Source organism: Streptomyces sp. SN-593 (assembly GCF_016756395.1).
GTDB lineage: Bacteria > Actinomycetota > Actinomycetes > Streptomycetales > Streptomycetaceae > Actinacidiphila > Actinacidiphila reveromycinica.
This window is the reverse complement of sequence record NZ_AP018365.1, coordinates 1,177,260-1,202,221: the sequence shown is the minus strand read 5'-3', so window position 1 is coordinate 1,202,221 and position 24,962 is coordinate 1,177,260. Positions and strand designations below refer to the sequence as shown.

Genomic DNA, 24,962 nt, shown 5'->3' with positions numbered 1-24,962 from the left:
GCACCCACACGACGGGCCCGGACCGCCCACGCGCCGGGCCGGACCGCCCCCGGTCAGAAGGTGGCCGCCGGGTTGAGCTGCGACGTGCTGATCCCGGTGCCGGGTACCCCCCACTTCGCGAAGATCCTGGCGTAGTCGCCGTCGGCGATCAGCTTGTTGACCGCGTCGCGCAGCACCGGGGCGAGGGGCGAGTTCCGGGCGGTGACGAAGCCGACCACGGTGGTGCTGATCTCGCCGAGGAACCTGGTGCCGGGGATGCGGGTCGCGTCGTACTTCAGACCGAGGGTCGGGCCGAACATGACGTCCACCTTGCCGTTGGCCAGGCCGAGGAAGATGGGCGCGGAGTCGGCGAAGTACTGCACCTTGTAGGGCTTCTTGCCGATCTTGGCGCAGTCGCCGGCGCCGTCGGTCAGGATCTGCTGGAACGTCGAGCCGGGCGAGGTGGCGATGGTCAGGCCGCACAGGTCGGTGAGCTTCTTCACGGACGTCAGCGAGACGTTGCGCGACCCGAGGAACGCCTGGCCGTCGTCGAGGTACGTCGCGAAGTCGACGACCTTCTCGCGCTCCTTGGTGACCCCGAAGTTGTCCTGCCCCACGTCGTAACGGCCGTTCTGCACGCCGGGGATGATGGTCGGGAAGGTGCCGTTCTGCACGTCCCAGGTGACGCCGAGCACCTTGGCGACGGCGTTGCGCAGGTCGACGTCGAGGCCGACGTCCTTGCCGTCCTGCTGGCCGGCGTGCGGCAGGCCCTGGACGCCGGGCTGCTGGGTGGTGCCCAGCGTCAGGGTGCCGCTGCTGCGGATCTTGGCGGGCAGTTCGGCCTTCAGCTTCGGGTCCGCGGCGATCGAGGACACCACGTCCTGGGTCGGGATCGCGGTCGAACCCGACGTGCCGGCGGCCGGCTTGGCCCCGGCCCCCGTGCTGGTGGCGGAGGAGGAGTCGTCCGAGGAGCCGCCGCAGGCGGCGAGCAGGGCGAGCCCCGCCGCGGTGGCGACGGTGGCGGCGGCGAGTCTCATGGCGCGGCGGTGGGAACGGCGTTCGGTGGTCACGGAGGTGCCTTTCACGGGGTCCTGCGGGGGAGGTGCCGGAGAGCGGGGGAGCGGGTACGGGGTCAGAGGACCGCGGCCAGGAAGGAGCGGGCCCGTTCGTGCTGCGGAGCGCTCAACACGTCCGCGGGAACGCCGGACTCGATGATCCGTCCGCCGTCGAGGAAGACCACGGTGTCGGCCACCTTCCGCGCGAAGCCGATCTCGTGCGTGACGACGATCATCGTCATGCCGCTGAGCGCAAGGTCCTGGATCACCGCGAGGACCTCGCCCACGAGTTCGGGGTCCAGCGCGCTGGTCGGCTCGTCGAACAGCAGCAGCCGCGGCTCCATCGCCAGCGCGCGGGCGATGGCCACCCGCTGCTGCTGGCCGCCGGACATCTGCCGGGGGTAGGAGTCCTCCCGGCCGCCCAGGCCCACGCGTTCCAGCAGCTCGCGTGCCCGGGCGGCCGCCTGCCTGCGCGGGACACCGCGCACCGCGACCGGCGCCTCGGTGATGTTGTCGAGCACCGTCAGGTGCGGGAAGAGGTTGAACTGCTGGAAGACCATGCCGACGTCGGCCCGCTGCCGGGTGACCGCCCGGGGCCGCAGTTCGTGCAGCCGCCCGCCGTCGTGCCGGTAGCCGACGAGGTCGCCGCCGATCTCCACGAAGCCGGCGTCCGGCTTCTCCAAGTGGTTGACGCAGCGCAGCAGCGTCGACTTGCCGGACCCGGACGGGCCCAGCAGCACCGTCACCTCGCCCTGGCGCACGTCCAGGTCCACGCCGTCGAGCACGACGTTCGCGCCGTAGCTCTTGCGCAGGCCGCGCACCCGCACCAGGGGCCGCTCGTCGCCGCTCATGACAGCCCCTCCGCCGCACGCCGGGCCGGTCCGAACAGGGGCACGTTGGCGCGGGCCACCTGCCAGAAGCCGCGTGACGGCCGGCCGCCGGACCGGCCGGTGCCGCGCGCGTAGTGGCGCTCGACGTAGAACTGGCCGACGGACAGCAGCGTGGTCAGGATGATGTACCAGAGGGTGGCGACCAGCAGCAGCGGCATGATCAGGAAGTTCTGGTTGTAGATCAACTGGCTGGAGTACAGCAGGTCCTGGACCGCGATGACGCTGACGATCGAGGTCGCCTTCAGCATGCCGATGAGCAGGTTCCCGGAGGCGGGGATGATCGCCGGCATGGCCTGCGGCAGCACGATCCGGCGGAAGATCCGCCCCTCGCCCAGGCCCAGTGCCCGCGCGGCCTCGCGCTGTCCCTGGTCGACGGACAGGATGCCGCCGCGGACGATCTCCGAGGAGAACGCGGCCACGTCCAGGGTGAGTCCGACGTAGGCGGCCAGGACGCCGCTGAACAGGTGCGCGGTGCTCACCCCGGCGAACTCCGCGCCGAACGGCACCCCCACCGACAACCGCGGGTAGAGCGAGGCCAGTTCGTACCAGAAGAGCAGTTGCACCAGCGGCGGGACCGAGCGCACCAGCCACACGTAGCCGAAACTCAGGCCGCGCAGCACCGGGTTGCGCGACAGCCGCATCGCGGCCACCCCGATGCCGAGCAGGTAGCCGCTGGCCATGACCGCGCCGGTGAGCCACAGGGTCAGTTCGAGCCCGCGCAGGATGGACCCGCTCAGGAAGTAGTGGCCGACCACGTGCCACTGGAAGCGAGGGTTGGTGACCAGGGTGTGGACGAGCATGGCGAACAGCACGAGCAGGACGGCCGCGGAGATCCACTGTCCGGGCCGGCGCAGCGGCACCAGCCGTGCGGCGAGCAGGTCGCCGTCGGTCGGGCGGGTGTGCAGCGGGCGGGGAGCCGCCGCCGCGTGCGGGGGAGGGGGTTCCGGGACCGCAGGCGGCGGATGGCCGGGCGCGGCCGTGGCCGGCCCGGAGGTGTCGTGCTGGGACATCGTGGTGTTCCCGTCTCGTCGGGGACCGCGGCGGCGTGCGGGCACGACGGCCCCACGCGGGGGCCGGTCGCCGCGCGGGGCCACCGGGAGGAAGGGAGGAAGAGGTACGGAAGGAGGAGCCGCGAGCGGCCGGCGGCAGGGAGCCGCCGTACGCGGACGGGCGAGGGGAAGGGGAGCCGGACGGCGGTGGCCGGCCTCGTGCCGTGCGCCCCGTCAGCCGCTCGGGCGCCCCACGGGTCCGCCGTTCAACGGCGAGGGGCGAGGCGGCGGGAGACGGGACGGCGGAGCGTCAGGGCGCCGGAGCGGCGGATGCGCGGCGGCGGTACGGCGAGCGGGAGCACGGCGGCGACACGCCGCCGCAGCAAGGGAGTTCAGCGGGCCGCGGGAGTCCTCGGACACAGCGCGCTACAGACCCGGAGCAGGTCCACGTGCCGGCGGACCACCCGGGTCCGGGCGAAGCCGCGGGGACACAGCGCGAGGTCGTGCCGGTGTGCGTCCATGCCCGTCCCCTCGCTCTCTCGGTGCCGTCGGCGCCGGATCCCCCGGTCGGCCGTGCCGGTCGCAGCGGGCCGCGTGACAGGGCCCGTGCCCACAGCACGGTAACCGCAGGGAGGCGGCCAGACAATCCCCGCGGTGCCGTCCGGGACGCGACGCGGCTCACTCCCGGCGGGAGGGGATTGTGTTCGGACGCGGCGCGGAGTTACCGTGCTTGCAGGTCATGAGCGTCAGCAGACAAGGCCCTGGCCGGCTGACCGGCAACCCTCCGACGCGGTGGGGTGCTCCAGGTGACGACCCGGCGGAGCCGAAGACGGCTCGGCAAGCGCGAGCTCGGCAGGCGTGAGCCGATCGAGGCGGGAGGCGGTGGCGAAGTGCGCGGAGACAGCGGGCAGTCGGCGTCCCTCCCGGCATCCGTCAGCGCCCCCGGTGTCGTGACGTACTCGCGCCGGCACATCGACCTCCAGCGCGTCGCCGGCGCCCTGTGTCCGGGCGCGCCGACCGTCCGGCCGCCGCGTACCGCCGGCTGAGGACCGCTCCACCCCGCGCCCGCCGCGCGCACCCCTCTCCCTTCCGCCGACCCACCCGGGGACGTTCCCCGGAGCGGGCCCCGTCCGGTTCGTGTGCGGCCCGCCCGCATCCCGCGTGCGGCGCGCCGTGCCGTGCACTGGTGTGCCGCTCCGCCCCGGACCCGGTCCCGCCGGCCCTGACGCGTCACGCGCCACCCGTTCCGCCCGCCGTCGTGCCCACACGCCCGCGGCGGGTGTCCGCGCACGCCCCGTCCCTCCCGCCCGATGCACACCCCTCGACCCTGGGCCTCGATCTCCAGGCCCCGACCTCACGCCCCAACCCCAGGCCCCGACCTCACGCCCCGGCCGTTCGCCCGCGGCCCGTCCGAGCAGGAAGCGGTACGTCCATGTCCCGATCCACCACCCCCCTCCACCTCGCGGTCGCCCTCGACGGAGCCGGCTGGCACCCCCTGGCCTGGCGCGAGCCGGACGCCCGGCCGGCCGACCTGTTCACGGCGCCGTACTGGGCGGACCTGGCCGCCGAGGCCGAGCGCGGCCTGCTGGACCTCGTCACCATCGAGGACTCCCTCGGCCTCCAGTCCTCCCTGCCCACCGGCCCGGACGACCGGACCGACCGGGTGCGCGGCCGGCTGGACGCGGTGCTGACCGCCGCCCGGATCGCGCCGCTGACCCGGCACGTCGGCCTGGTGCCGGTGGCGGTCGTCACCCACACCGAGCCGTTCCACCTGTCGAAGGCCGTCGCCACCCTCGACTACGTCAGCACCGGCCGGGCCGGTGTGCAGGTGCGGGTCTCCGCCCGGGCGGACGAGGCCGCGCACTTCGGCCGCCGCACCGTGCCGCAGCTACCGGTCGCCGAACTCGACTCGCCGGCCGGACGGGCGCTGCTGGCCGAGTTGTTCGGCGAGGCCGCCGACTACGTGGAGGTGGTGCGGCGGCTGTGGGACAGCTGGGAGGACGACGCGGAGATCCGCGACGTGGCCACCGGCCGCTTCATCGACCGCGACAAGCTGCACTACATCGACTTCGAGGGGCCGCACTTCAGCGTCAAGGGCCCGTCCATCACCCCGCGCCCCCCGCAGGGCCAGCCGGTGGTGGCCGCGCTGGCGCACCGCACCGAGCCGTTCGCGCTGGTCGCGGGCTCCGCCGACCTCGGGTTCACCACCCCGCACGACACCGGGCAGGCGGCGGCGATCGTCGCCGAGATCCGCGAGGCGCAGGAGCGGGCCGGGCGGGGCGGCGAGACCGTACACGTCTTCGGTGACCTGGTGGTCCACCTGGACGAGGAGCCCGGCCGGGCCGCCGAGCGCCGGGCCCGGCTGGACGCCGGCCTGGACGCGCCGTACAGCGGCGACGCGCTGGTCTTCGCCGGCACCTCCGCCGAACTCGCCGACCTGCTGCTGGAGTTCGCCGCCGCCGGGCTGTCCGGGTTCCGGCTGCGACCGGCCACCCTGCCGTACGACCTGGCGCGGATCAGCCGCGACCTGGTGCCCGAACTCCAGCGCCGCGGGGCCTTCCGGACGGCCTACGAGGCCGACACGCTGCGCGGGCTGCTCGGACTGCCGCGCCCGGCCAACCGCTACGCCACCGCCTGAGCGATCCGCGCGATGCCCCAGGAGGCAGACCCCGCATGAGCAAGACCGACACGTCCGACAAGCCCGTCAAGCAGATCCATCTCGCCGCGCACTTCCCCGGCGTGAACAACACCACCGTGTGGAGCGACCCGGAGGCCGGCAGCCAGATCGACTTCAGCTCCTTCGTCCACCTGGCGCGGACCGCGGAGCGGGCGAAGTTCGACTTCCTGTTCCTGGCCGAGGGGCTGCGGCTGCGCGAGCAGGGCGGCCGCATCCACGACCTGGACGTGGTCGGGCGGCCGGACACGTTCACCGTGCTCGCCGCGCTCGCCGCGGTCACCGACCGGCTGGGCCTGGCCGGCACCATCAACTCCACGTTCAACGAACCGTACGAGGTGGCACGGCAGTTCGCGTCGCTCGACCACCTGTCGGCCGGCCGCGCCGCGTGGAACGTCGTCACCTCGTGGGACGAGTTCACCGGGCAGAACTTCCGCCGCGGCGGCTACCTCGCCCGCGAGGACCGCTACGAGCGGGCCCGTCAGTTCCTCACCGCGGTGCGGGAGTTGCTGGACTCCTGGCAGGGCGGCGAGATCGTCGCGGACCGGACGGACGGCACCTTCCTGCGCGCGGCCGGGCCCGGCCGGTTCGACCACCGCACCGGCCAGTTCGACATCGGCGGCCACTTCAACGTGCCGCGTCCCCCGCAGGGCCACCCGGTGGTCTTCCAGGCCGGCGACTCCGAGCAGGGACGGGAGTTCGCGGCCTCGGCGGCCGACGCGATCTTCACCCGGCACGGCACCCTGGAGGCCGGCAAGGCGTTCTACGCCGACGTCAAGGGCCGGCTCGCCAAGTACGGCCGCACACCGGACCAGTTGCTGATCCTGCCCGGTGTGAGCTTCGTGCTGGGCGACACCGAGGACGACGCCCGCGAGAAGTCCCGCGTGATCAGGCGCCAGCAGGTCAGCGGCGCCACGGCGACCGCCTTCCTGGAGCGGCTGTGGAACCGCGACCTGAGCGCGTACGACCCGGAGGGCCCGCTGCCGGACGTGGAGCCGCTGGTCGACGCGGAGCCGATCGTCCGCGGCCGCGCCGACACCCACCGCGACGACCGCGCGGAGACGCTGGCCCGGTGGCGGGCGGTGGCCGAGGAGAAGAAGCTCTCCATCCGCGACCTCGTCATCGAGCTGACCGGGCGGCAGTCCTTCGTCGGCACCCCGGCCCACGTCGCCCGGCAACTCGACGCGTTCGTACAGGCCGACGCCAGCGACGGCTTCATCCTCGCCCCGCACCTCACCCCGGGCGGACTGGACGAGTTCGCCGACACCGTGGTCCCGCTGCTCCAGGAGCGCGGCGTCTTCCGCACCGAATACGAGGGCGAGACCCTGCGCGACCACCTCGGACTGGCCCACCCCGACCACCCGGCCGCGGCCGGCCGGGAGAAGGCGGCGTCGTGAAGTTCCTGGCCATCACGCTCATCGTGCACGCCCCCCACCCGGTGACGGGCGAACTGAAGTCCACCCGCGACCGGTTCCGGGAGGTGGTCGACAACGCCCTGCTGGCCGAGGAGTTGGGCTTCGACGGCTTCGGCGTCGGGGAGCGCCACGAGCGCCCCTTCATCTCCTCCGCGCCGCCGGTGGTGCTCAGCCACCTCGCCGCCCTCACCTCCCGCATCCGGCTGTTCACCGCCGTCACCACGCTCAGCCTGCTCGACCCGGTACGGGCCTACGAGGACTACGCGACGCTCGACCACCTCTCCGACGGGCGGCTGGAGCTGATCGTCGGCAAGGGCAACGGCTCCGCCCAGCGCGAGCTGTTCCACGTCACCACCGACGACCAGTGGGACCGCAACGCCGAGAGCTACGAGCTGTTCCGCACCCTCTGGCGGCAGGACCGGACCACCGCACGCCCGCGCTTCCGGCCGGAGCTGGACGACGCCGAGGTGTGGCCGCGCCCGCTCCAGCGGCCGATCCGGGTCTGGCACGGCAGCGCCACCAGCCGGGAGTCGGTCGACCTCGCCGCCCGCTACGGCGACCCGCTCTTCTCCGCCAACGTCACCAACCCGATCGAGCCGTACGCGGAACTGGTGCGCCACTACCGGGAGCGCTGGGAGCACTACGGGCACGACCCGGCGCTGGCCACCGTCGGCGCGGGCAGCGCCGGCTACCACGCGGCGCGCACCTCGCAGGAGGCGATCGCCGCCTACCGCCCGGTCTTCGAGGGCCGGCTCGCCTTCCAGAAGCGGCTGGGGCTGGAGCCGGTCTTCCCGACCCTGGAGGACTTCGTCGAGCGCAGCTCGGCGCTGATCGGCAGCCCGCAGCAGATCATCGACAAGGTCCACCGCTACCACGAGCAGTTCGGCCACTCCGTGCTGCACCTGCACGCCGACGCGGACGGCCTGACCGACGCGCAGCACCGCGACGCGCTCGCGCTCTTCCAGTCCGACATCGCGCCCACCCTGCGCCGGGACATCCCCGACCCGCCCTGGACCTGGGGCCCGGCCGGCACCCCGGACCCCTCCGGTACCCCGGACCCCTCCGGTACCCCGGACCCCTCCGGTACCGCGACCACGCCCGACGGCACCGCGCCCACCTCCGACGGCATCCCGACCACCTCCGACGGCACCGCGACCACGCCCACCGCCACCGCCTGACAAGGAGCACCACCGTGGCACACACCCCGCTCGCGGTCCTGGACCTCGTGCCGATCTCCACCGGCTCCAGCGCCGGCCAGGCGCTGCGCAACAGCATCGACCTGGCGCAGCACGCCGAACGGCTCGGCTACACACGCCACTGGTTCGCCGAGCACCACCTCAACCCCGGGGTCGCCGGCACCTCCCCGGCGGTCGTGCTCGCGCTGACCGCCGCCGCCACCAGCACCATCCGGCTCGGCTCCGGCGCGGTGCAGCTCGGACACCGCACCGCGCTGTCCACCGTGGAGGAGTTCGGGCTGCTCGACGCCCTGCACCCGGGCCGGTTCGACCTGGGGCTGGGCCGCTCCGGCGGCCCGACCCCGCCGGCCTCGGCCAGGCAGCCGGCGCTGACCGCCGCCACCCCGGTGGTCGACGGCCGCACCCCCAACGGCCTGCGCATCCCCGAGCGGTTCTCCTTCGAGAAGCTGCTCGCCTCGCCGCGCCTGGTGCTGCACCAGCGGCTGCTCGTCCAGCCCGACGCGCACCCCCAGCCGTACGACGAGCAGATCGCCGACATCCTCGCGCTGCTGGCCGGCGACTACGTCACCGACACCGGGGTCGCCGCGCACGTCGTCCCCGGCGAGGGCGCCGACCTCCAGGTGTGGATACTCGGCAGCAGCGCCGGGATCAGCGCGCAGACCGCCGGCGCCCGCGGCCTCCGGTTCGCGGCGAACTACCACGTCAGCCCGGCCACCGTGCTGGAGGCGGCCGAGGGGTACCGCGCGGCCTTCGTGCCGTCGGCCGAGCTGAGCCGGCCCTACGTCAGCGTGTCCGCCGACGTCGTCGTGGCCGAGGACGAGGAGACCGCGCGGGAACTGGCCACCGGCTACGGCCCGTGGGTGCACAGCATCCGCAGCGGCGCGGGCGCCATCCGCTTCCCGACGCCCGAGGAGGCCCGCGCCCGCGCCTGGAGCGCGGAGGACCAGGCCCTGGTGGCCGACCGGGTCGAGACGCAGTTCGTCGGGACGCCGCAGCAGGTCGCCGACCAGTTGGAGACGCTCCGCGACGCCACCGGGGCCGACGAACTGCTGATCACCACCATCACGCACGACCACGCGGACCGGGTCCGCTCGTACCAGTTGCTGGCCGAGGAGTGGAAGAGGCGATGACGACGACCAGGACGCAGTGCAGGGACGAGCGGCGCGACGGGCACGGCCCGAGGCCACCGGCCCGTCAGCCCGCCGGGGTCCACCGCGACGACGGCGGCGGCCGCCCGCCGCAACCGCCCCGGCCGCAGCGCCGACTGCCCTCGGAGGAGGGGGCGTTCGCCTCGGCCGAACTGCGGCGGGTGTTCGGCGCGTTCCCCACCGGCGTGACCGCGATAGCCGCCCTGGTGGACGGAGAGCCCGCCGGCATGGCGGCCAACTCCTTCACCACGGTCTCGCTCGACCCGCCGCTGCTGTCGGTGTGCGTGGCGCACACCTCCACCACCTGGCCGGCGCTGGCCGACCGGCCGCGGCTCGGCGTCACGGTGCTCGGCGCCGAGCAGGACCGCGACTGCGCGCAGCTCGCCGCCCGGGGCGCCGACCGGTTCGCCGGCCTCGACTGGCACGCCACCCCCGACGGCGCGGTGCTGCTCGACCGCGGCAGCGCCTGGTTCGACTGCTCCGTCGAGCAGCTCGTGCGGGCCGGCGACCACGACATCGTCCTGCTGCGGGTGCACGCGCTCGACGCCGACCACGCCGTCGCGCCCCTCGTCTTCCACGCCAGCCGCTTCCGCCGGCTGGAGGAGGCCGCCGACCACCGCTGAGCCGTGCCCGCCCGAGGGCGCGCCGCGTCCTCGCAGGGCCGACCCCGCCCCCGGCGGGCCGCCCAACCCGGCCTTCCCGCCCAGTCCAGCCCGCCCCGCCCGGCCCTCCTGGGGCCGCCGACCCGTCACGGAGCCGTCATGACCGCACCAGCCGAAGAGACCGACCGCGCCGCCTTCGCCCGCCAGTGGGCGGAGTGGCACACCGCCCACGAACGGGTGCTCGCCGCCCCGCACGGCTTCCTCGCCATCACGAGCCTGCGCTGGCTCGACGCCACCCCGACCCGCTTCCCCGACGCGCCCGGTGCCTGGTCGACCACCGAGGAGGGCGTGGTGGTGGAGCTCGACGACGGCGAGGAGCTGGCGCTCGACGGCCAGGCGCTGCGCGGGCGCCACGTGTTCGGGGTGATCCCGGAGCGCGACGGCCTTTTCCCGACCGCCGGCGACGCGGTCGTCGAGGTCGCCAAGCGCGGTGGCCACGACATCCTGCGCCCCCGCCACCCGGACAACGACCTGCTGCGCGACTTCACCGGCACCCCCGCCTACGATCCGGACCCGCGCTGGGTCCGGACCGGCCGCTTCCTGCCGTTCGACGCGCCGCGCCCGACGACCGTGGGCGCCGTGGTCGAGGGCCTCCAGCACGTCTACGACGCCCCCGGCGAGGTGGAGTTCGAGCTGGACGGGACCACCCACCGGCTGACCGCGTTCAACGGCCGGGCCCCCGGCAGCCTGCTGGTGCTGTTCACCGACGCCACCTCGGGGGTGACCACCTACGCGGCGAACCGCTCGCTGTCCCTGGCCGCACCCGACGCCGACGGCCGCGTGCTGGTCGACTTCAACCGGGCCGCCAACCTGCCCTGCGCCTACACCGACCTCGCCACCTGCCCGCTGCCGCCGGCCGGCAACCGCCTGCCGGTGGCGGTCGAGGCGGGGGAGAAGACCCCGACAAGCCCGACGCACGCCGCCCCCGCCCTCCCCTGACCCCGACCCGGTCCGACCTGGCCAGGTCCGGGCTGACCCCGACGTGGCCCGTCCCGGCCTGACCTCGGCCCGCCCTGGTCCGGGCCGGCCCCGGCCCGGGCGGGCCGGGGGCCGGGGCACGGCTCCGGGACCGTGCGGCGGCCGCGGCATCGCCGGACGCCCCGGCCGGCCGCCGCGCCCGGCAGCGTACGCTTCGTGCAGCGCGCGCCCTGCCGGCGCACGCGAAATGCCGCGGACCAGCGGCTTTTCGACCATTCACCTGGAAAGCCCGCAGATGAGCACGGAGCAGCGCCACCTCCTCGTCATCGGCATCGGAGCCGGCGACCCCGACCACCTGACGCTCGGCGCGGTACGCGCCATCCGCCGCGCCGACGTCTTCTTCCTGATCGGCAAGGGCCCGGAGAAGTCGTCGCTGACGGACTTCCGGCGCGGCGTGATCGACGCCCACGCGGACGGCCCGTACCGGATCGTCGAGACGCAGGACCCGCCGCGCGACCGGGAGGCGGCCGGCCGCGGCGCCTACACCGCCGCGGTGCACGACTGGCGGACCCGTCGCGCGGACGCCTGCGAGCAGTTGATCCGCGAGGAGTTGGCACCCGGTCAGGCCGGGGCCTTCCTGGTCTGGGGCGACCCGGCGCTTTACGACGGCACGCTCAGCATGCTGGAAGAGATCGCGGCGCGCGGCACCGTCGGGTTCGACGTCGAGGTGGTGCCCGGGATCAGCAGCGTCTCCGCGCTGGCGGCGCGCCACCGGATCGGGCTCAACCAGGTCGGCCGCCCCGTGCACGTCACGCCCGCCCGCCGGCTGGCCGAGTTCTTCCCCGGCGACGGCGACGGCGACGGCGATGACGGCAACGGCGCGGCGGGCGACGGGGACGTCGTCGTGATGCTCGACGCCCACGAGTCCTTCGCCGGGATCGGGGGCGGCGACGACGTGTGGATCTACTGGGGCGCCTACATCGGCACGCCGGACGAGATCCTGGTCTCCGGGCGGCTCTCCGAGGTCGCCGACCGCATCCGGCAGGTCCGCGCGGAGGCCCGCGCCCGGCACGGCTGGATCATGGACACCTACCTGCTGCGCCGCACCGGCGACGCCTGACCCGGCCCGAGCCCGAGCCGCCCCGGCCCGAGCCCGGCCGGGCGGCGGGGCGGGGCGGGAACGCCGTCCGGCGCCCCCGGCCCGCCCCAACCGTCACCGGTCGGCCGGGACCACCCCCTGGCCGGCTGAGCCCGGCAGCTCCGCCCGGACCGTCCTGGCCGCGGCGACCAGGTTCGCCAGCGACGCCCTCGTCTCCGGCCAGCCGCGGGTCTTCAGCCCGCAGTCCGGGTTGACCCACAGCCGTTCCGCCGGGATGGCCGCCAGGCCCTCGCGCAGCAGCGCGGCCGCCTCCTGCGCGTCCGGAACCCGCGGTGAGTGGATGTCGTAGACACCGGGCCCGGCCTCGCGCGGGTAGCCGTGGCCGGCCAGTTCCGCCGCCACCCGCATGTGGGAGCGGGCGGCCTCCAGGCTGATCACGTCCGCGTCGAGGTCGTCGATGGCCCGCACGATGTCGCCGAACTCCGCGTAGCACATGTGCGTGTGGATCTGGGTCGCCGGACCGGCCACCGCGGTGGTGAGGCGGAACGCCTCGGTGGCCCAGGCCAGGTACGCCGGACGGTCGGCGGCCCGCAGCGGCAGGGTCTCGCGCAGCGCCGGCTCGTCGACCTGGATGACGGCGGTGCCGGAAGCCTCCAGGTCGGTGACCTCGTCGCGCAGCGCCAGTGCCACCTGGCGGGCGGTGTCGCCGAGGGGCTGGTCGTCGCGGACGAACGACCAGGCGAGCATGGTGACCGGCCCGGTGAGCATGCCCTTGACCGGCCGCGCGGTGAGCGACTGCGCGTACCGCGTCCATCGCACGGTCATCGGCCCAGGGCGGGAGATGTCGCCGGCCAGGACCGGCGGACGCACGTACCGGGTGCCGTAGGACTGCACCCAGCCGTGCCGGGTGGCGAGGTAGCCGGTCAGCCGTTCGGCGAAGTACTGCACCATGTCGTTGCGTTCGGGCTCGCCGTGCACCAGGACGTCCAGGCCGGTCCGCTCCTGGAAGGAGATGACCTCACCGATCTCGGCCCGGATCCGCTCCTCGTAGCCGGCCTCGTCGATCCGGCCGGCCCGCAGGTCGGCGCGGGCGGTGCGCAGCCCGGCGGTCTGCGGGAACGACCCGATGGTGGTCGTCGGCAGCAACGGCAGTCGCAGGCGCGCGCGTTGGGCCGCGGCCCGCTCCGGGTACGCCGGGGCGCGGCGGCCGTCGGCGTCCGTGATCGCGGCAACCCTGGCGCGGACGGCGGGGTCACGGGTGATCGGGGAGGAGGCCCGGGACGCCAGGTCGGCGCGGTTCGCCGCGATCAGCGCGGCGACGGCGTCGGTGCCCTCGGCCAGGCCGCGTGCGAGCGTGACGACCTCGGCGGTCTTCTGCCGGGCGAACGCGAGCCAGCGCAGCACCTGCGGGTCGATGTCCTGCTCGGGCGCGGTGTCCAGCGGCACGTGCAGCAGCGAGCAGGACGCGGCGACGTCCACCCGGTCGGCGAGGCCGAGCAGGGTGGCCAGGGTGGCGAGTGACTTCTCGTAGTCGTTGATCCAGACGTTGCGGCCGTCCACCACGCCCGCCACCAGCCGCTTGCCGGGCAGCCCGCCGGTGGCCGCGAGGTCGTCGAGGTTCGCGGCGGCCGGGCCGGTGAAGTCGACCGCCAGGCCCTCGACCGGCGCGCCGGCCAGCACCGGCAGCGCGTCGCCGAGCCGGTCGAAGTATGAGGCGACGAGCAGCTTCGGCCGGTCGGCCAGGGTGCCGAGCCGCCGGTAGGCGCGGGCGGTGGCGTCCAGTTCCGCGGGGGTGCGGTCCTGGACCAGGGCGGGTTCGTCGAGCTGAACCCACGCCGCGCCGGCCGCCCGCAGGTCGGCGAGCACCTCCGCGTACACCGGCAGCAGCCGGTCCAGCAGGGCGAGCGGTGCGAAACCGGCCGGCGCGCCCGGGGCCGGCTTGGCGAGCAGCAGGTACGTCACCGGGCCGACGAGGACCGGCCGGGCGTCGTGGCCGAGGGCCAGGGCCTCGCGCAGCGCGCCGACCTGCGCGGCGGAGTCGGCGGCGAAGACCGTGTCCGGGCCCAGCTCGGGGACCAGGTAGTGGTAGTTGGTGTCGAACCACTTCGTCATCTCCAGCGGAGCGACGTCCTGGGTGCCGCGGGCCATGGCGAAGTAGCCGTCGAGCCGGTCCGCGGCGACGGCGGCGCGGTGCCGCTCGGGCACGGCGCCGACCATGACGCTGGTGTCGAGGACGTGGTCGTAGAGCGAGAAGTCGCCGGTGGGCACCTCGTGGATGCCGGCATCCACGAGCTGGGTCCAGTTGGACCGGCGCAGGTCGGCCGCGGTCCGCCGGAGGGAGTCCGCGGTGACGCGGCCCTTCCAGTAGCCCTCGACGGCCTTCTTCAGTTCCCGGTGCGGTCCCTGGCGGGGGTAGCCGTACACGGTGGCCCGTGCTGCCGCGGCTGCGGGCTTTGCTGACACGGAACTCTCCTTCGCGAGATGTCTCCCTGGCATCCCGGGGACGGGACGCGGGCGCGAAGGCGGCGAACGAGGGGGAGAGGACGCACCCGGGGGTGCTCCTCCACCTGCTGTCCACGCCGACCCGCCCACGAGGTCACCGGGATTTCCGCACGCGATCGGTCGCGTACGGGCAACGGGCAGGTCTTCGGACTCGCGGGCACGCCTGCCGGGGGCAGACACCTACTGGCCGTCGCTTCCCAGGTCCGCGGTCCGGACCCAGTGCGTATGACGGCGCTCGTTCCCACTCACCGCTGCGGGGCAGTCCCGGATTCCCACCGGGTTCCCTCTTGCGACGCCGATGCCTGGCGGGCAGGGCGAACCAGCTGCACCCGCAAGCATAGAACGCCCGGGTGCCGACGGCCCGCCGCCGCCCACATCCCGGAACCCCCGCCCTCCCACCAGGCGGGACGGCGGGGCGGGACGGCGGGACGGCGGGGTCGGACGGGCCGGACGGGCCGGACGGGCCGGTCAGGCCAGGGCCGGTTCGGCCCGCGGCGCCTCCTCCCGCTCCTGGGCGGCCGGCACCGTGAGGGCGATGAGGGCCCCGAGCAGCGCGGCGCCCGCGCAGATCCCGAACAGCACCCGGTAGGCGTGCAGGGACGGCATCGCCTGCCCGGCCAGCACGACCACCTGGGAGGCGAACAGCGTGCCGCCCACCGCGCTGGCCAGCGAGCTGCCGACCGAACGGAACAGCGTGTTCAGCCCGTTGGCGGCCGCCAGCGAGGAGCGGGGCGCGGCGAGGTTGACCAGCGCCGGCATGGCCGCGTAGGCGATGCCCGTGCCCGCGCCCGCGATGCTGGTACCGAGGATGACCTCCCACAGGTGGCCGGTGAGCACGATGCGCACCACGAAGCCCGCGGCCACGATCGTCGCGCCGATGGCCAGGGTGATCTTCGGCCCGACCCGGTTGGTGATGGCGGCCGAGGCCGGCGAGAGCACGAGCATCGCCAGGCCGCTGGGCAGCAGGCACAGGCCGCCCACGACCACGGACGACCCGAATCCGTAGCCGGTCGCGCGCGGTGCCTCCACGTAGGAGGCGGTGCCGATCAGCGTGGCGAACAGCGCGAAGCCGACGCAGGTGGACGCGATGTTCGTCAGCAGCAGCGACGGCGCGGAGTTCACCACGACGTCGACGAGCGGCGAGGAGGCGCGGCGCTCCCAGAGCACGAAGGCGACGAGCAGCACCACCGCGGCGACCAGCAGCCCGATGGTCGTCGGCGAGGACCAGCCCCAGCCGGCGGCCTGGCTCAGCGGCAGCAGCAGGCAGACCAGGGCGCCGGCGAGCACCACCGTGCCGGGCACGTCGAGGCGGCCGACGGAGCGGCCGGCCGGCTCGGTGAGCAGCAGCCAGGTGCCGGCCACCGACAGCGCGCCGCCGGCCGCGCAGATCCAGAAGAGCAGGTGGTAGTCGGTGTGCTCGCCGATCCAGGCGGCCAGCGGCACACCGAGCGCCCCGCCGATCCCCAGCATCGCGCTGACCAGGGCGATCCCCGCGGAGGCCCGTGCGCGCGGCAGCATCGTGCTCAGCAGGCTGATGCCGAGCGGGATCACCGCCATGGAGACCCCGACGATCGCGCGGCCGACGATCATCGGCACCAGGCTGTCGCTGAGCGCGGAGACCAGCGAGCCGACGCAGAGCGCGGCCGCCGAGCCGATCAGCGCGGCCTTCTTGCCGTACAGGTCACCGAGCCGGCCGGCCACCGGCACCGCGACGGAGGCGACCAGCAGCGTGGACGTCAGCAGCCACTGCACGTCGCCGGTGGAGCTGCCGAGGTCGGTGGTGATCTTCGGCAGGACCGGGATGAGCAGGGACTGGGTCAGCGAGGCGAGCAGGCCGGCCAGCGCGACCACCGCGAGCGCGGCGATCTCGGCCGGCTGCCAGCCGCCTCCCGGCCCCGCCCGGCCGTCGCCGTCGGCGGCGGTCCGCGACTCCTCGGGGGCGTCCTCCGAGTGGTTCACCACGGTCACTCCTCGTCTGGAAGGTCTCTGCCCGCACACCGCAATTCGTGGCACACGGTGCCATGTGGCATACGGTGCCACGAACGTGCATAGGATTCAATCGGATCGTTGACGTACGGCCCGCACACCGAGGAGGCGCTCCATCGACGGGATGCGCGAACGCAAGCGCGCGGACAACCGCGCGGCGACGATCGAGATCGCCTTCCGGCTCTTCGGCGAGCACGGGTACGACGACGTGACCGTGGCCGCCATCTGCGAGGCCGCCGACATCGGCCGGCGCACCTTCTTCCGCTACTTCGCCTCGAAGGAGGAGCTGCTGAACGTGCCGCTGGAGGAGATGACGGCCCGGCTGGACGAGTCGCTCGCCGCCACGCCGGCCGGCTCCACCGAACACGACGCGGTGCGCGCGGCCATGCTGGACCTGGCGGACTACGCCCTGGCGCACCGGCGGCAGCTCGGCCTGTACCGGCGGATCATCACCAGCTCCGCCGGCCTGCGGTTCGACGCGTTCTGGCACCTGCCGCAGCAGGAGCAGAGGTTCGCCCGCCAGGTGCGGAACCGGCACGGCGGCCAGGAGGAGCCCGCCCTGCGCACCCGCCTGCTGGTCGCGCGAGCCGTCGCGGCCTTCCGGGTCTGGCTCGACGAGGCGGTCGACGCCACCCGCGACCTGCCGGCGGAGCAGGCCCGCGCGCTCTTCCACGAGGTGCTCGACGCCGACCCGTGGCTGGCCGACCCCGGGCCCCGCGGCCAGGTGTGACCGGGAGTCACCCGCAGACGGGTGAGGGAGGTTCACACGTTCGGCGCAACGTGGCGATTCATCCGGGTTGCCGGCATCGTCCGGCGTAGTTTCGGCGGTGCCCCACGCGAGTCACCGCACACCAGGAACAGGAGAATCCCTTGGCGTCATCCGCTGCCCTTCCCACCCTCCGAGGCCGCTTCGTCGCCGGCGCGAGCGCGCTGACCGCCGCGGTGGCGATCTGCACCGCACTGCTCGGTGCCACCGCGGCCCAGGCCGCCACCCCGGCCCAGCCGTACGGCACGGTCGTCTCCGGCAACGGCGTCGTCCAGCGCCAGTACCCGAGCACCGACTCCTCCGTGAAGGGCTCGCTGGCCTACCGCCAGCAGGTCGGGCTGCGCTGCAAGGTCCGCGCCCAGAACATCGCGGGCAACGACGTCTGGTACCTGCTGCGGGACAACGCGAACTGGGTCTCCGCGAAGTACGTCGACAACACCGGCTCCGTCGCCTACTGCAAGGACGTCCTGCGCGGCAGCGCCGCCGAGGCGAACACGGTGCCCGAGGGCGCCCAGGGCTGACCGCCGCCCGGTCGCGGGCGCCCCGGAGTCGCGGCAGGTCCCGCGTGCGGCTCCGGGGCGCCGGCGTGCGCGCGGCCGGCCGACTGCCCGCGCCGCTGCCCGCGCCGCGGGCCCGCCGGTCACGGCCGTAGCGGACCGGTGCGGCCGGTCCGGCCGGCGAGCGCCGACAGCGGCGGCAGCGTGAGGGCGAGCCACGCCGCGCCGAGCAGCCAGCCGCCCACCTCGTCGGTGGGCCACTGCACGCCGAGGTAGACCCGGGTGGCGCTGACGGCCGCCGCCCAGCACACGCAGCACAGCACGTCCAGCCGCACCGCGCCGCGCGGCGCGTCGCTCCCGAGCACCGCCCAGGCCAGCAGCCCCGCGGCCAGCACGGACGTCGTGGCGTGCCCGGAGGGGAACGCCCAGTCCGTGCCCAGCACCGCCCAGTCGGCCACCGGCGGCCGGGGCCGGGCCAGCCCGAACAGCACCGCGAGCCGGACGGCCTGCCCGGTGAGCAGGATGGCCACCCCGACGAGGGCCGCCGCCACCTCCCGCCGCGACGCCGTCCGCCGCGCGCACCCGGTCCACCCGGCCAGCGCCACCGCGACGTAGGGCAGCGGGCCCGCCCCGGTCGAGTCCAGCAGGCGGGCGGCCGCGACCAGGCGGTCCGACCGGTGGGCGACCGCCCAGCGGTGCACGGCGAGGTCCGGACCGACCGGCGCGCCGTGGCGGGCGGCCAGCGTCCAGAGCAGCAGCGCGAAGAGCGCCGCGGGCACCGTGAACAGGACGAGCGCCCTGCCCGCGCCCGGTGCCCTGCCTGCGCCGGGTGCCTTCCCGGCGCCGGGAAGGCGGCCCGGGCACGGCCCCACGGGCGCGCGGCCGCGCCGCTGCCACCGGCCGCGCGGCCACCGGTGCCGGAAGCCGCCGAGGGGGAAGGCTGGGGTCATCGTGGGTGGCTCCGCGTCGGTGTCGGTTGCCCGAAGGGGCCGCGTCGGCGGGGCCCGGATGTCTACAGAACTGTAGTCGCGGGTGGCCCGTCCCGTCGACGCCCCGGGCGGACCGCGGCGGCTTTCGCCGGTCCGCGCCCGCCGCGTCCCGGGCCCGTACCGGCCTTCGCGCACCCTGGCGCGCGGACGGTGACCAACGCGTTCCCGTGCGTCACCGACCGTGCGAGCAAAGCGGCTGCGAGTGTTATTCAATGGGTGTGCGGTAGGGGATCTCGGGGCTTCTTCGCACGCAAAAACCTCGGGTATGCCTCCGGCCACGCGCCGGGGGCCGGCCAGCGAGCTGAGAGAGCGTATGGACTCGACACCATCCCCCTCGTCTTCGTTGCCGTCCGACCAGGTCAGCCGCGCACTGGGAAGCTATGGCCCGCACGGCGGACGGGCGGCGGCCGGTCCTGCCGCCTCGCAGGGCCCCGGCGGCCGGGCCGCGGCCGCGGAGCCCGTCACCGAGAGCCAGGAGCAGATCCTCGGTTCCGTCGACGTCGACCGCGAGCTGAACATCACCCGCTGCAACCTCCAGGCGCCCGCGTTCACGGGGCTGACCGTGGCTCCCGGCAGGCCCTTCGCCGACCTGCTGCCGCCCGGTGACATCCCCACGGTCACCCGGCGGCTGCGCCAGGTGAGCGAGACCCGCGAGCCGCACGTCGCCCGGGTGCAGCGGCTGCTGCGGGACGACGGCACGGAACTGGTCGTCTCCATGAGCATCCTGCCCGCCGCGGCGCCGCAGGAGGGGCTGACGGTCTCGCTGATCGCCATGGCCAAGCGGCTGCACCTGTACGCCTCGGAGACCGCCATCGGGACCTCGCTGGACATCGGCGAGACCGCGCAGTCGCTGGCCCAGTCGCTGCTGGCCTGGGCCGACGTCGCCGCGATCGACCTGGACTACGCGGTCTGGACGGGCGAGGCCGTCACCGAGCAGCCGCCCGGCCGCATCCGGCTGCGCCGGGCCGCGCTGGTGCCGGACCGGGCGTGGCCGGACGGCTACCTGACGCCCGGCGACAACCTCCCCGGCGAGGCGAACCGGCTGCTGGCCGTCGCCGTCAAGCGCGAGGACGTCGCCAAGCCCATCGTGATCCCCGACCGGGAGTCCATCGAGCGCGCGCTCGGCGACCCGCGGCTGGTCCGGGCCCTGGTACCCGGCGACCGGCCCGCCAGCCTCGCCTGCATCCCGCTGGTCCTGGAGGGCCAGGACGGCGCCGCGCCGGTGGTGCTGGGCGTGGCGGAGATCTGGCGGCGCCCGGACCGCCCCTTCCGGGACAGCGAACTGCTCGACCTCCAGGAACTGGCCGCGCGGACCGCGCACCACGTCGACCTGGCCCGCCAGCACCAGCGCGAGCACGCCCAGGTGCTCGCGCTCCAGCGGCGGCTGCTGCCGCGGGCCGGCAGCGACACCATCGAGGTCGCCAGCGTCTACCAGCCCACCACCCCGGACAGTGCCGGGGTCGGCGGCGACTGGGTGAACAGCTTTCCGCTGCCGGGCGGTCGTACCGCGCTGGTGGTCGGCGACGTGGTCGGCCACGGCCTGGGGGCCGCGGCGGCCATGGGCCAGCTCAGCATGGAGGCCCGCGCGCTGCTGTCGGCCGGGCTCGCGCCCGACGAGGTGCTGGAGCACCTGGACGAGACCGTGACGCTGCTGGACGACGCGGACGCCGGCCTGGCCGCCGGCTACAGCGCGCTCGGCTCCACCTGCTGCATCGCGGTGTACGACCCGGTCGGCCACCAAGTGGTGATGTCCAGCGCCGGCCACCTGCCGCCGGTGCTGGTGCTGCCGGAGGGGGCCGCCGAGATCCTCTCGGTGCCGCCGCATCCGGGCCTGGGCACCGAGTTCGCGCTGCGTGAGCCGTTCGACACGCACACCTTCCCGGCGCCCCCCGGCTCGCTGATCGCCCTCTACACCGACGGCCTGGTCGAGGACCCGGCGATCCCGATCGACGAGGGCATCACCCGGCTCGCGGAGACCGTCGCCCGGGTGCACCCGTGGGACGACCTCCAGCAGGCGGCCCGGCGGCTGGTGACCGACCTCACCGCGCGCAGCCACCTGCGCGACGACATGACGCTGCTGATCGCCCGCATGACCGGCCGCCGCAAGCGGGACATCGCGACCTGGCGGCTGCCGGCCCGCGCCGACGCCGCGAGCCGGGCCCGGGCCCTGGCCGCCACCCGGCTGCGGCAGTGGCAGACCCGGGACGAGACCCGGGACAACGCGCTGCTGCTGATCAGCGAACTGGTGACGAACGCCGTCCGCTTCGCCACCGGCCCGGTCACCGTACGGCTGATCAAGGACGCCGGCGGCCTGCTGTGCGAGGTCGGCGACACCGGCAACGGCCGGCCCCGCAAGGGCCGTACGGGGCTGCTCGACGACAGCGGCCGCGGCCTGTACGTCGTCCACAAGGTCACCACCCACTGGGGGGTGCGGTGGACGGACACCGGCAAGGTCGTCTGGGCCGAACTGGCCTGGTAGCGCGCCCCGCCGCCGGGCGGAGCGGTCAGAGCCACTCGCCTTCCACCGCGGTCGCCGTCAGACCGGGCGCGGCCGCGTACAGCACCGTGCGGTCACCGGGCTTCTGCCCGGCGTCGTGCGCGCGCCGCAGGATGTCGAACACCGCGGCGCCGCCCCGGTTGCCGGTGCGGTAGCTGTCGCGGCTGTAGGACAGGACGTCCGTCGGCCAGCCCTCGGGCATGGTCTGCTCCATGTACTCCAGCACGCGGGTGCCGCCGGGGTGCGCGAGCAGCAGGTCCGGGTGCCAGGGGGAGTCGTCGCCCGCGTGGCGCCGGCGCAGCCACTCCCACATCGCGCCGACCGTCCGCTGCACCGCGCGCGGGCCGTGCCGGTCCATCACGAAGTGCGTGCCGTCCTCGCGGGTGTCGAGCCGGTGCAGGTTCTCGGTGCCGGGCAGGGTGTGGTGCCAGGACGCGTCGAGCCGCAGCACGGACTCCGGCCGGCGCCGGCCGGTGACGACCGCGGCGACCGCGGTGTCGGCGAACAGCAGCCGCACGATCAGGGATTCGAGGGTGTCGTCCGCGGGCTGGTAGGTGGTGCTCAACGCCTCCGATATGACGACCAGCACGACGCGGTCGGGGTCGGCGGCCACCAGGTCGGCGGCCAGCGCCAGCGAGCGGGTGCCGGCGATGCACGCCCACTGCGCGGCCGGCAGCAGCAGCACGTCCTCCCGCAGCGGCAGCCGGTTGGCCAGCGAGACGTCCAGGCCCGGCAGTGCGGGCGTGGTGGAGTTGCTGGTGATCAGGCAGTCGACGTCGGAGGGGTCCAGCCCGGCGATCTGAAGGGCGCCGCGGGCCGCCCGCTCGCCGTACGCCTGCACGGCCTCCCAGGCCGGCGCGGTGCGCTCCTGCACGGTCTGCGGTGCCGGGACCGCCTCCAGCGCGGCGATCACCCGGTCCACGTCCTGCTCGCCGAACCCGCCGCGCGCCAGCGCCTCCCGGGCCGGGCCGGGGGCCGGGGTCCGCAGGCCGCCGCCGGCGCCGGGCGCCACGGCGGCGCTCAGCGGCAGCATCCACCCGCGGGTGTCGATCCCGGTGGAACCCGCGATGCCCTCGATCCGGGACAGCCACGGTGCCCGCGGATGCCGGTCGCGGACGTCGGCCAGGATCTCGTCCGTCGGCACGGAGTGCTCGCCGTGGATCACCGCGGGAGGACACAGGTAAGCGGCCACAATACGCACCTTTCGACGCAGGGCGGAGAAATGCGGCGAAGGGTGTGTAATAGGTCACTTCGCCCGGTGGTGATCAATTGGTGGGGTTTGGGCACCACTTCGGAAGTTATAACCCGATTTTGCTCCGATGGGCCCCGAACGGCGCCCATCTGTGGCCGATGCCACGGGAAACGCCGTGGAATCAGGCCGTCGACCCGTCGCGGGCCCGCAGGGCCGGCAGCACGGTCTCGCCGAACAGCAGCATGTCCTCGTCGTACTCCGGGAAGATCAACATGAGCCCGTCCAGATCGGCTTCGCGCACGATGTACGCGATGTGCTCGGTGACGGTGCGCGCCGAGCCGGCCACGTAGGCGGTCTGGAAGGCGGCCTCGCCCTCCGCGCCCTCCGCCCACGCGCGGGCCTGGTCCTCCGGCACGCCCCAGGTCCGGCGCATGCGGGCCAGCGCCTCGCGGTCCAGCCCCGCGCCCCACGCGCGCACCTTCCGCGCGGCCAGCGCGTCGGTCTCGTCCTGGACGACGGTGAGCATCGAGTACGTCCGGCAGACGCGGCCGTTCGCCGCGGCCCGCGCGTGCACGTCGGCCGAGAGCGTCCGCATCTCGTCGAGGCTCTCGGCGGCGAGGAAGGCGCCGTCGGCGTACCGGGCCTGGAAGCGGCGCGCGTCCTCGGAGCGGCCCGCGCTGATGAGGGTCGGGCGCACCGCCGGGTGCGGGCGGGAACGGCAGTCCACGAGGTCGAAGTACGGGGTGCGCATGGTGACGGAGGGCTCGGTCCACAGCCGCCCGACCGCCTCCGTCCACAACTCCGTCATCCGGTAGCGCTCCTGGTGGCCGAGTTCCGGGTCCCAGGCGCCGAACTGCTCGAACTCCCCGGCGTAGGAGCCGTTGACGATGTTCAGCCCGGCCCGGCCGCCGGAGACGTCCTGGAGGGTGGCGATCATCTTCGCCGCGACGGCGGGGTTGTGCACGTTCGCGTGCAGGGTGGCCCAGATCCTGACCCGGCTGGTGGCCTCGGCGAGCGCCGACATCATCGTGACCGACTCCAGCGAGCGGCCCCAGTGGTCGGTGCTCCCGCCGAAGCCGCGCCACTTCGCCATCGACATGACGAAGTCCAGGCCGATCCGCTCGGCATGCAGCGTCGCGCGCCGGTTCCACGCGTAGCTCGCCTCGGGGTGCGGGGCCGACGTGGACAGCATCCAGCCGCCGTTCCCGATCGGGAGGAAGATCCCGTACTCTTTCGCAGGCATGTGCACGGCCCTTTCGGTGAGATTCCGGATTCCGCCCGGACCGGCCGCCCGCCGGCCCGCTCGCCCCTACGGTGCGGGCCACACCAGCTTTCCGGCGGCATACAGCCCGTCGACGTACGACGTGTCGAACCACCCACGCGCCCGGGCGGCGGTCACGCCGGCCGGCACGATCGCGAACCGGTGCAGCATGGCCACGAGTTCGGTGACGTTGGACAGGTCGAGGCCGCCCAGCGGCTGCCCGGGCGTGGGGTTGTCCCGGACGACCTGCGTCTCGGTCCTCCAGATCGTCGTGTTGAGCGTCTTGTCGTACGTCGGGCCGGACAGCCCCGCCGCGTAGCCGACGCACTCGCGGATGTGCGCCGCGCCGGACGAGCAGTACGCGTAGGCGTGCAGGGCCGCACGCAGGACGTCCTGGACGGCGTGCGGATGGGCCTTCGCGAACGCCGGGTTCACGGCCATCGCGCCGAGCGAGCTGGGGATGCCGTAGTCGACCGGCTGCCACACGGTGACGTCCTTGCCGGCCGCCCTGAGCTGGTTGGGCTCGTTGGAGACGAACCCGGTGAGCGCTTCGAGGCCGCCCTGCCGGCGGGGCAGCACCGAGGGGTCGTACCCCTCCTTCACCAGCTTCAGCGAGTCCCACCGGACCCCCGCCTTCACCATCATCGCCTCGACGGCCGCCGGGACGTAGCCCTTGTGGCCGACCACCTTGCCGTCGAGCTGGGGGAGCGCGGTGATGTCCTTGTTCGTCATCAGGACGTCCAGGCCCGCGTCGGAGTACGACGAGACGCCCTCGATGTCGATGCCGGCGGCCCGGGCCTGGATGACGTCCTGCTCGGCCACGGCGGCCACGGTCGCCCGCCCGCCGGCCAGCAGCTTGGTGTTCTGCGCCGTGTCGCCGGTGCCCGGCCGGAGGGACACGTCCAGGCACAGGTCGTCGAAGTAGCCGAGCTTCTCGGCGGCGACGTACTCCAGGATCGACGCCGACGCCTGGTACTGGTAGCCCGACAGGTAGGTGATCTTCCCGGCCGCCTCGTTCTCGGCGCAGCGCGCGGCGGAGACGGCGGAGCCCTTCGTGCGCGTCGGGCCGGCGGTGTCCGGGCCGGAGCCGCATCCCGCGGCGGCCGTCAGCGCGACGGCCGCGAGGGCCGCGAGCCCGGACCGGAGGAGGCGGTGGTGCGAGGGCGGCTGCATGGCGGCTCCAAGGTGACGAGGCGTCAGGGGTGGCGCGCGGAACACGGACCGCCGCCGCGTCCGGGCCGGGCGGG

20 protein-coding genes and 2 riboswitches are annotated in these 24,962 nt (G+C 74.6%); of the genes, 11 read left to right on the top strand and 9 right to left on the bottom strand.

Features of this window, described 5'->3' with window-relative positions; genetic code table 11:
* Positions 1 to 53: 53 nt before the first annotated feature.
* The 3 genes from RVR_RS05070 to RVR_RS05060 form a co-directional block, all read right to left on the bottom strand.
* Positions 54 to 1,049, bottom strand: a complete 996-nt coding sequence (locus tag RVR_RS05070) for a transporter substrate-binding domain-containing protein (RefSeq protein WP_202232692.1) — start codon at positions 1,047 to 1,049, stop codon at positions 54 to 56.
* 62 nt (positions 1,050 to 1,111) lie between these two features.
* A complete protein-coding gene (locus tag RVR_RS05065; RefSeq protein ID WP_430393106.1) occupies positions 1,112 to 1,885 on the bottom strand; it encodes an amino acid ABC transporter ATP-binding protein in 774 nt (257 codons plus the stop codon).
* Positions 1,882 to 2,934 carry an amino acid ABC transporter permease gene (locus RVR_RS05060; RefSeq protein ID WP_202232691.1) on the bottom strand — a complete coding sequence of 351 codons (1,053 nt, stop codon included), beginning with the start codon at positions 2,932 to 2,934 and terminating at the stop codon, positions 1,882 to 1,884. The genes RVR_RS05065 and RVR_RS05060 overlap by 4 nt, the downstream gene beginning before the upstream one ends.
* 714 nt (positions 2,935 to 3,648) lie before the next feature.
* Positions 3,649 to 3,763: riboswitch (SAM riboswitch) on the top strand.
* Here RVR_RS05060 and RVR_RS39065 point away from each other — a divergent pair.
* The 8 genes from RVR_RS39065 to cobF all read left to right on the top strand — a co-directional run bounded on the left by RVR_RS39065 (position 3,720) and on the right by cobF (position 12,046).
* A complete protein-coding gene (locus RVR_RS39065) occupies positions 3,720 to 3,959 on the top strand; it encodes a putative leader peptide (protein WP_430393105.1) in 240 nt (79 codons plus the stop codon). Its footprint overlaps the riboswitch before it by 44 nt.
* A 386-nt stretch (positions 3,960 to 4,345) precedes the next feature.
* On the top strand, positions 4,346 to 5,551 hold the full coding sequence (locus tag RVR_RS05055; protein ID WP_202232690.1) for an LLM class flavin-dependent oxidoreductase: 1,206 nt from the start codon (positions 4,346 to 4,348) through the stop codon (positions 5,549 to 5,551).
* Between the two features lie 35 nt (positions 5,552 to 5,586).
* The gene (locus tag RVR_RS05050) at positions 5,587 to 6,984 is read left to right on the top strand and encodes an NtaA/DmoA family FMN-dependent monooxygenase (protein WP_202232689.1); all 1,398 of its coding nucleotides are present in this window, start codon (positions 5,587 to 5,589) and stop codon (positions 6,982 to 6,984) included.
* Positions 6,981 to 8,180 (top strand): LLM class flavin-dependent oxidoreductase, encoded by a 1,200-nt coding sequence (locus tag RVR_RS05045; protein WP_202232688.1) that lies wholly within the window; start codon positions 6,981 to 6,983, stop codon positions 8,178 to 8,180. Before RVR_RS05050 ends, RVR_RS05045 begins: the two co-directional genes overlap by 4 nt.
* 14 nt (positions 8,181 to 8,194) lie before the next feature.
* Positions 8,195 to 9,328, top strand: coding sequence for an LLM class flavin-dependent oxidoreductase (locus RVR_RS05040; RefSeq protein WP_202232687.1), 1,134 nt, complete (start codon positions 8,195 to 8,197; stop codon positions 9,326 to 9,328).
* Positions 9,325 to 9,969, top strand: coding sequence for a flavin reductase family protein (locus tag RVR_RS05035; RefSeq protein WP_202232686.1), 645 nt, complete (start codon positions 9,325 to 9,327; stop codon positions 9,967 to 9,969). Before RVR_RS05040 ends, RVR_RS05035 begins: the two co-directional genes overlap by 4 nt.
* A 138-nt stretch (positions 9,970 to 10,107) precedes the next feature.
* Positions 10,108 to 10,947, top strand: coding sequence for a DUF1684 domain-containing protein (locus tag RVR_RS05030; protein WP_202232685.1), 840 nt, complete (start codon positions 10,108 to 10,110; stop codon positions 10,945 to 10,947).
* A 274-nt stretch (positions 10,948 to 11,221) separates the two neighbouring features.
* On the top strand, positions 11,222 to 12,046 hold the full coding sequence (gene cobF, locus RVR_RS05025; protein ID WP_202232684.1) for a precorrin-6A synthase (deacetylating): 825 nt from the start codon (positions 11,222 to 11,224) through the stop codon (positions 12,044 to 12,046).
* 93 nt (positions 12,047 to 12,139) lie between these two features.
* On the opposite strand, the gene metE is transcribed toward cobF, so the two are convergent.
* Both metE and RVR_RS05015 read right to left on the bottom strand, forming a co-directional pair.
* On the bottom strand, positions 12,140 to 14,488 hold the full coding sequence (gene metE / locus RVR_RS05020; RefSeq protein ID WP_202232683.1) for a 5-methyltetrahydropteroyltriglutamate--homocysteine S-methyltransferase: 2,349 nt from the start codon (positions 14,486 to 14,488) through the stop codon (positions 12,140 to 12,142).
* 158 nt (positions 14,489 to 14,646) lie between these two features.
* Positions 14,647 to 14,866, bottom strand: a riboswitch (cobalamin riboswitch).
* Positions 14,867 to 14,995: 129 nt separating this feature from the next.
* The gene (locus tag RVR_RS05015) at positions 14,996 to 16,489 is read right to left on the bottom strand and encodes an MFS transporter (RefSeq protein ID WP_202232682.1); all 1,494 of its coding nucleotides are present in this window, start codon (positions 16,487 to 16,489) and stop codon (positions 14,996 to 14,998) included.
* 148 nt (positions 16,490 to 16,637) lie between these two features.
* Between RVR_RS05015 and RVR_RS05010 the strand changes: the two genes are divergently transcribed.
* On the top strand, positions 16,638 to 17,243 hold the full coding sequence (locus tag RVR_RS05010; RefSeq protein ID WP_202232681.1) for a TetR family transcriptional regulator: 606 nt from the start codon (positions 16,638 to 16,640) through the stop codon (positions 17,241 to 17,243).
* A 140-nt stretch (positions 17,244 to 17,383) separates the two neighbouring features.
* Entirely contained in the window at positions 17,384 to 17,800 is a 417-nt protein-coding gene (locus tag RVR_RS05005) for an SH3 domain-containing protein (RefSeq protein ID WP_237404577.1), read from the top strand.
* Between the two features lie 119 nt (positions 17,801 to 17,919).
* Here the strand turns inward: RVR_RS05005 and RVR_RS05000 are convergent, their stop codons facing one another.
* On the bottom strand, positions 17,920 to 18,726 hold the full coding sequence (locus RVR_RS05000; RefSeq protein ID WP_202232680.1) for a phosphatase PAP2 family protein: 807 nt from the start codon (positions 18,724 to 18,726) through the stop codon (positions 17,920 to 17,922).
* A gap of 352 nt (positions 18,727 to 19,078) precedes the next feature.
* Between RVR_RS05000 and RVR_RS04995 the strand changes: the two genes are divergently transcribed.
* A complete protein-coding gene (locus RVR_RS04995) occupies positions 19,079 to 21,244 on the top strand; it encodes a SpoIIE family protein phosphatase (protein WP_202232679.1) in 2,166 nt (721 codons plus the stop codon).
* Positions 21,245 to 21,269: 25 nt separating this feature from the next.
* Here RVR_RS04995 and RVR_RS04990 read toward each other — a convergent pair whose 3' ends face one another.
* The 3 genes from RVR_RS04990 to RVR_RS04980 form a co-directional block, all read right to left on the bottom strand.
* Positions 21,270 to 22,454, bottom strand: coding sequence for a beta-ketoacyl-[acyl-carrier-protein] synthase family protein (locus RVR_RS04990; RefSeq protein WP_202232678.1), 1,185 nt, complete (start codon positions 22,452 to 22,454; stop codon positions 21,270 to 21,272).
* A gap of 181 nt (positions 22,455 to 22,635) precedes the next feature.
* A complete protein-coding gene (locus tag RVR_RS04985; protein ID WP_202232677.1) occupies positions 22,636 to 23,697 on the bottom strand; it encodes an LLM class flavin-dependent oxidoreductase in 1,062 nt (353 codons plus the stop codon).
* A gap of 66 nt (positions 23,698 to 23,763) precedes the next feature.
* On the bottom strand, positions 23,764 to 24,888 hold the full coding sequence (locus tag RVR_RS04980) for an ABC transporter substrate-binding protein (RefSeq protein ID WP_202232676.1): 1,125 nt from the start codon (positions 24,886 to 24,888) through the stop codon (positions 23,764 to 23,766).
* Between the last annotated feature and the right edge of the window lie 74 nt (positions 24,889 to 24,962).

What these genes read in the sequence shown, in the direction of transcription:
- RVR_RS05060 (WP_202232691.1), bottom strand. Translation starts at nt 2,934, where the DNA reads ATGTCCCAGCACGACACCTCCGGGCCGGCCACGGCCGCGCCCGGCCAT.
- RVR_RS05050 (WP_202232689.1), top strand. Translation starts at nt 5,587, where the DNA reads ATGAGCAAGACCGACACGTCCGACAAGCCCGTCAAGCAGATCCATCTC.
- RVR_RS04985 (WP_202232677.1), bottom strand. Translation starts at nt 23,697, where the DNA reads ATGCCTGCGAAAGAGTACGGGATCTTCCTCCCGATCGGGAACGGCGGC.
- RVR_RS05010 (WP_202232681.1), top strand. Translation starts at nt 16,638, where the DNA reads ATGCGCGAACGCAAGCGCGCGGACAACCGCGCGGCGACGATCGAGATC.
- RVR_RS05000 (WP_202232680.1), bottom strand. Translation starts at nt 18,726, where the DNA reads ATGACCCCAGCCTTCCCCCTCGGCGGCTTCCGGCACCGGTGGCCGCGC.
- RVR_RS05030 (WP_202232685.1), top strand. Translation starts at nt 10,108, where the DNA reads ATGACCGCACCAGCCGAAGAGACCGACCGCGCCGCCTTCGCCCGCCAG.
- RVR_RS04995 (WP_202232679.1), top strand. Translation starts at nt 19,079, where the DNA reads ATGGACTCGACACCATCCCCCTCGTCTTCGTTGCCGTCCGACCAGGTC.
- RVR_RS05055 (WP_202232690.1), top strand. Translation starts at nt 4,346, where the DNA reads ATGTCCCGATCCACCACCCCCCTCCACCTCGCGGTCGCCCTCGACGGA.
- RVR_RS04980 (WP_202232676.1), bottom strand. Translation starts at nt 24,888, where the DNA reads ATGCAGCCGCCCTCGCACCACCGCCTCCTCCGGTCCGGGCTCGCGGCC.
- cobF (WP_202232684.1), top strand. Translation starts at nt 11,222, where the DNA reads ATGAGCACGGAGCAGCGCCACCTCCTCGTCATCGGCATCGGAGCCGGC.
- RVR_RS05065 (WP_430393106.1), bottom strand. Translation starts at nt 1,885, where the DNA reads ATGAGCGGCGACGAGCGGCCCCTGGTGCGGGTGCGCGGCCTGCGCAAG.
- RVR_RS05035 (WP_202232686.1), top strand. Translation starts at nt 9,325, where the DNA reads ATGACGACGACCAGGACGCAGTGCAGGGACGAGCGGCGCGACGGGCAC.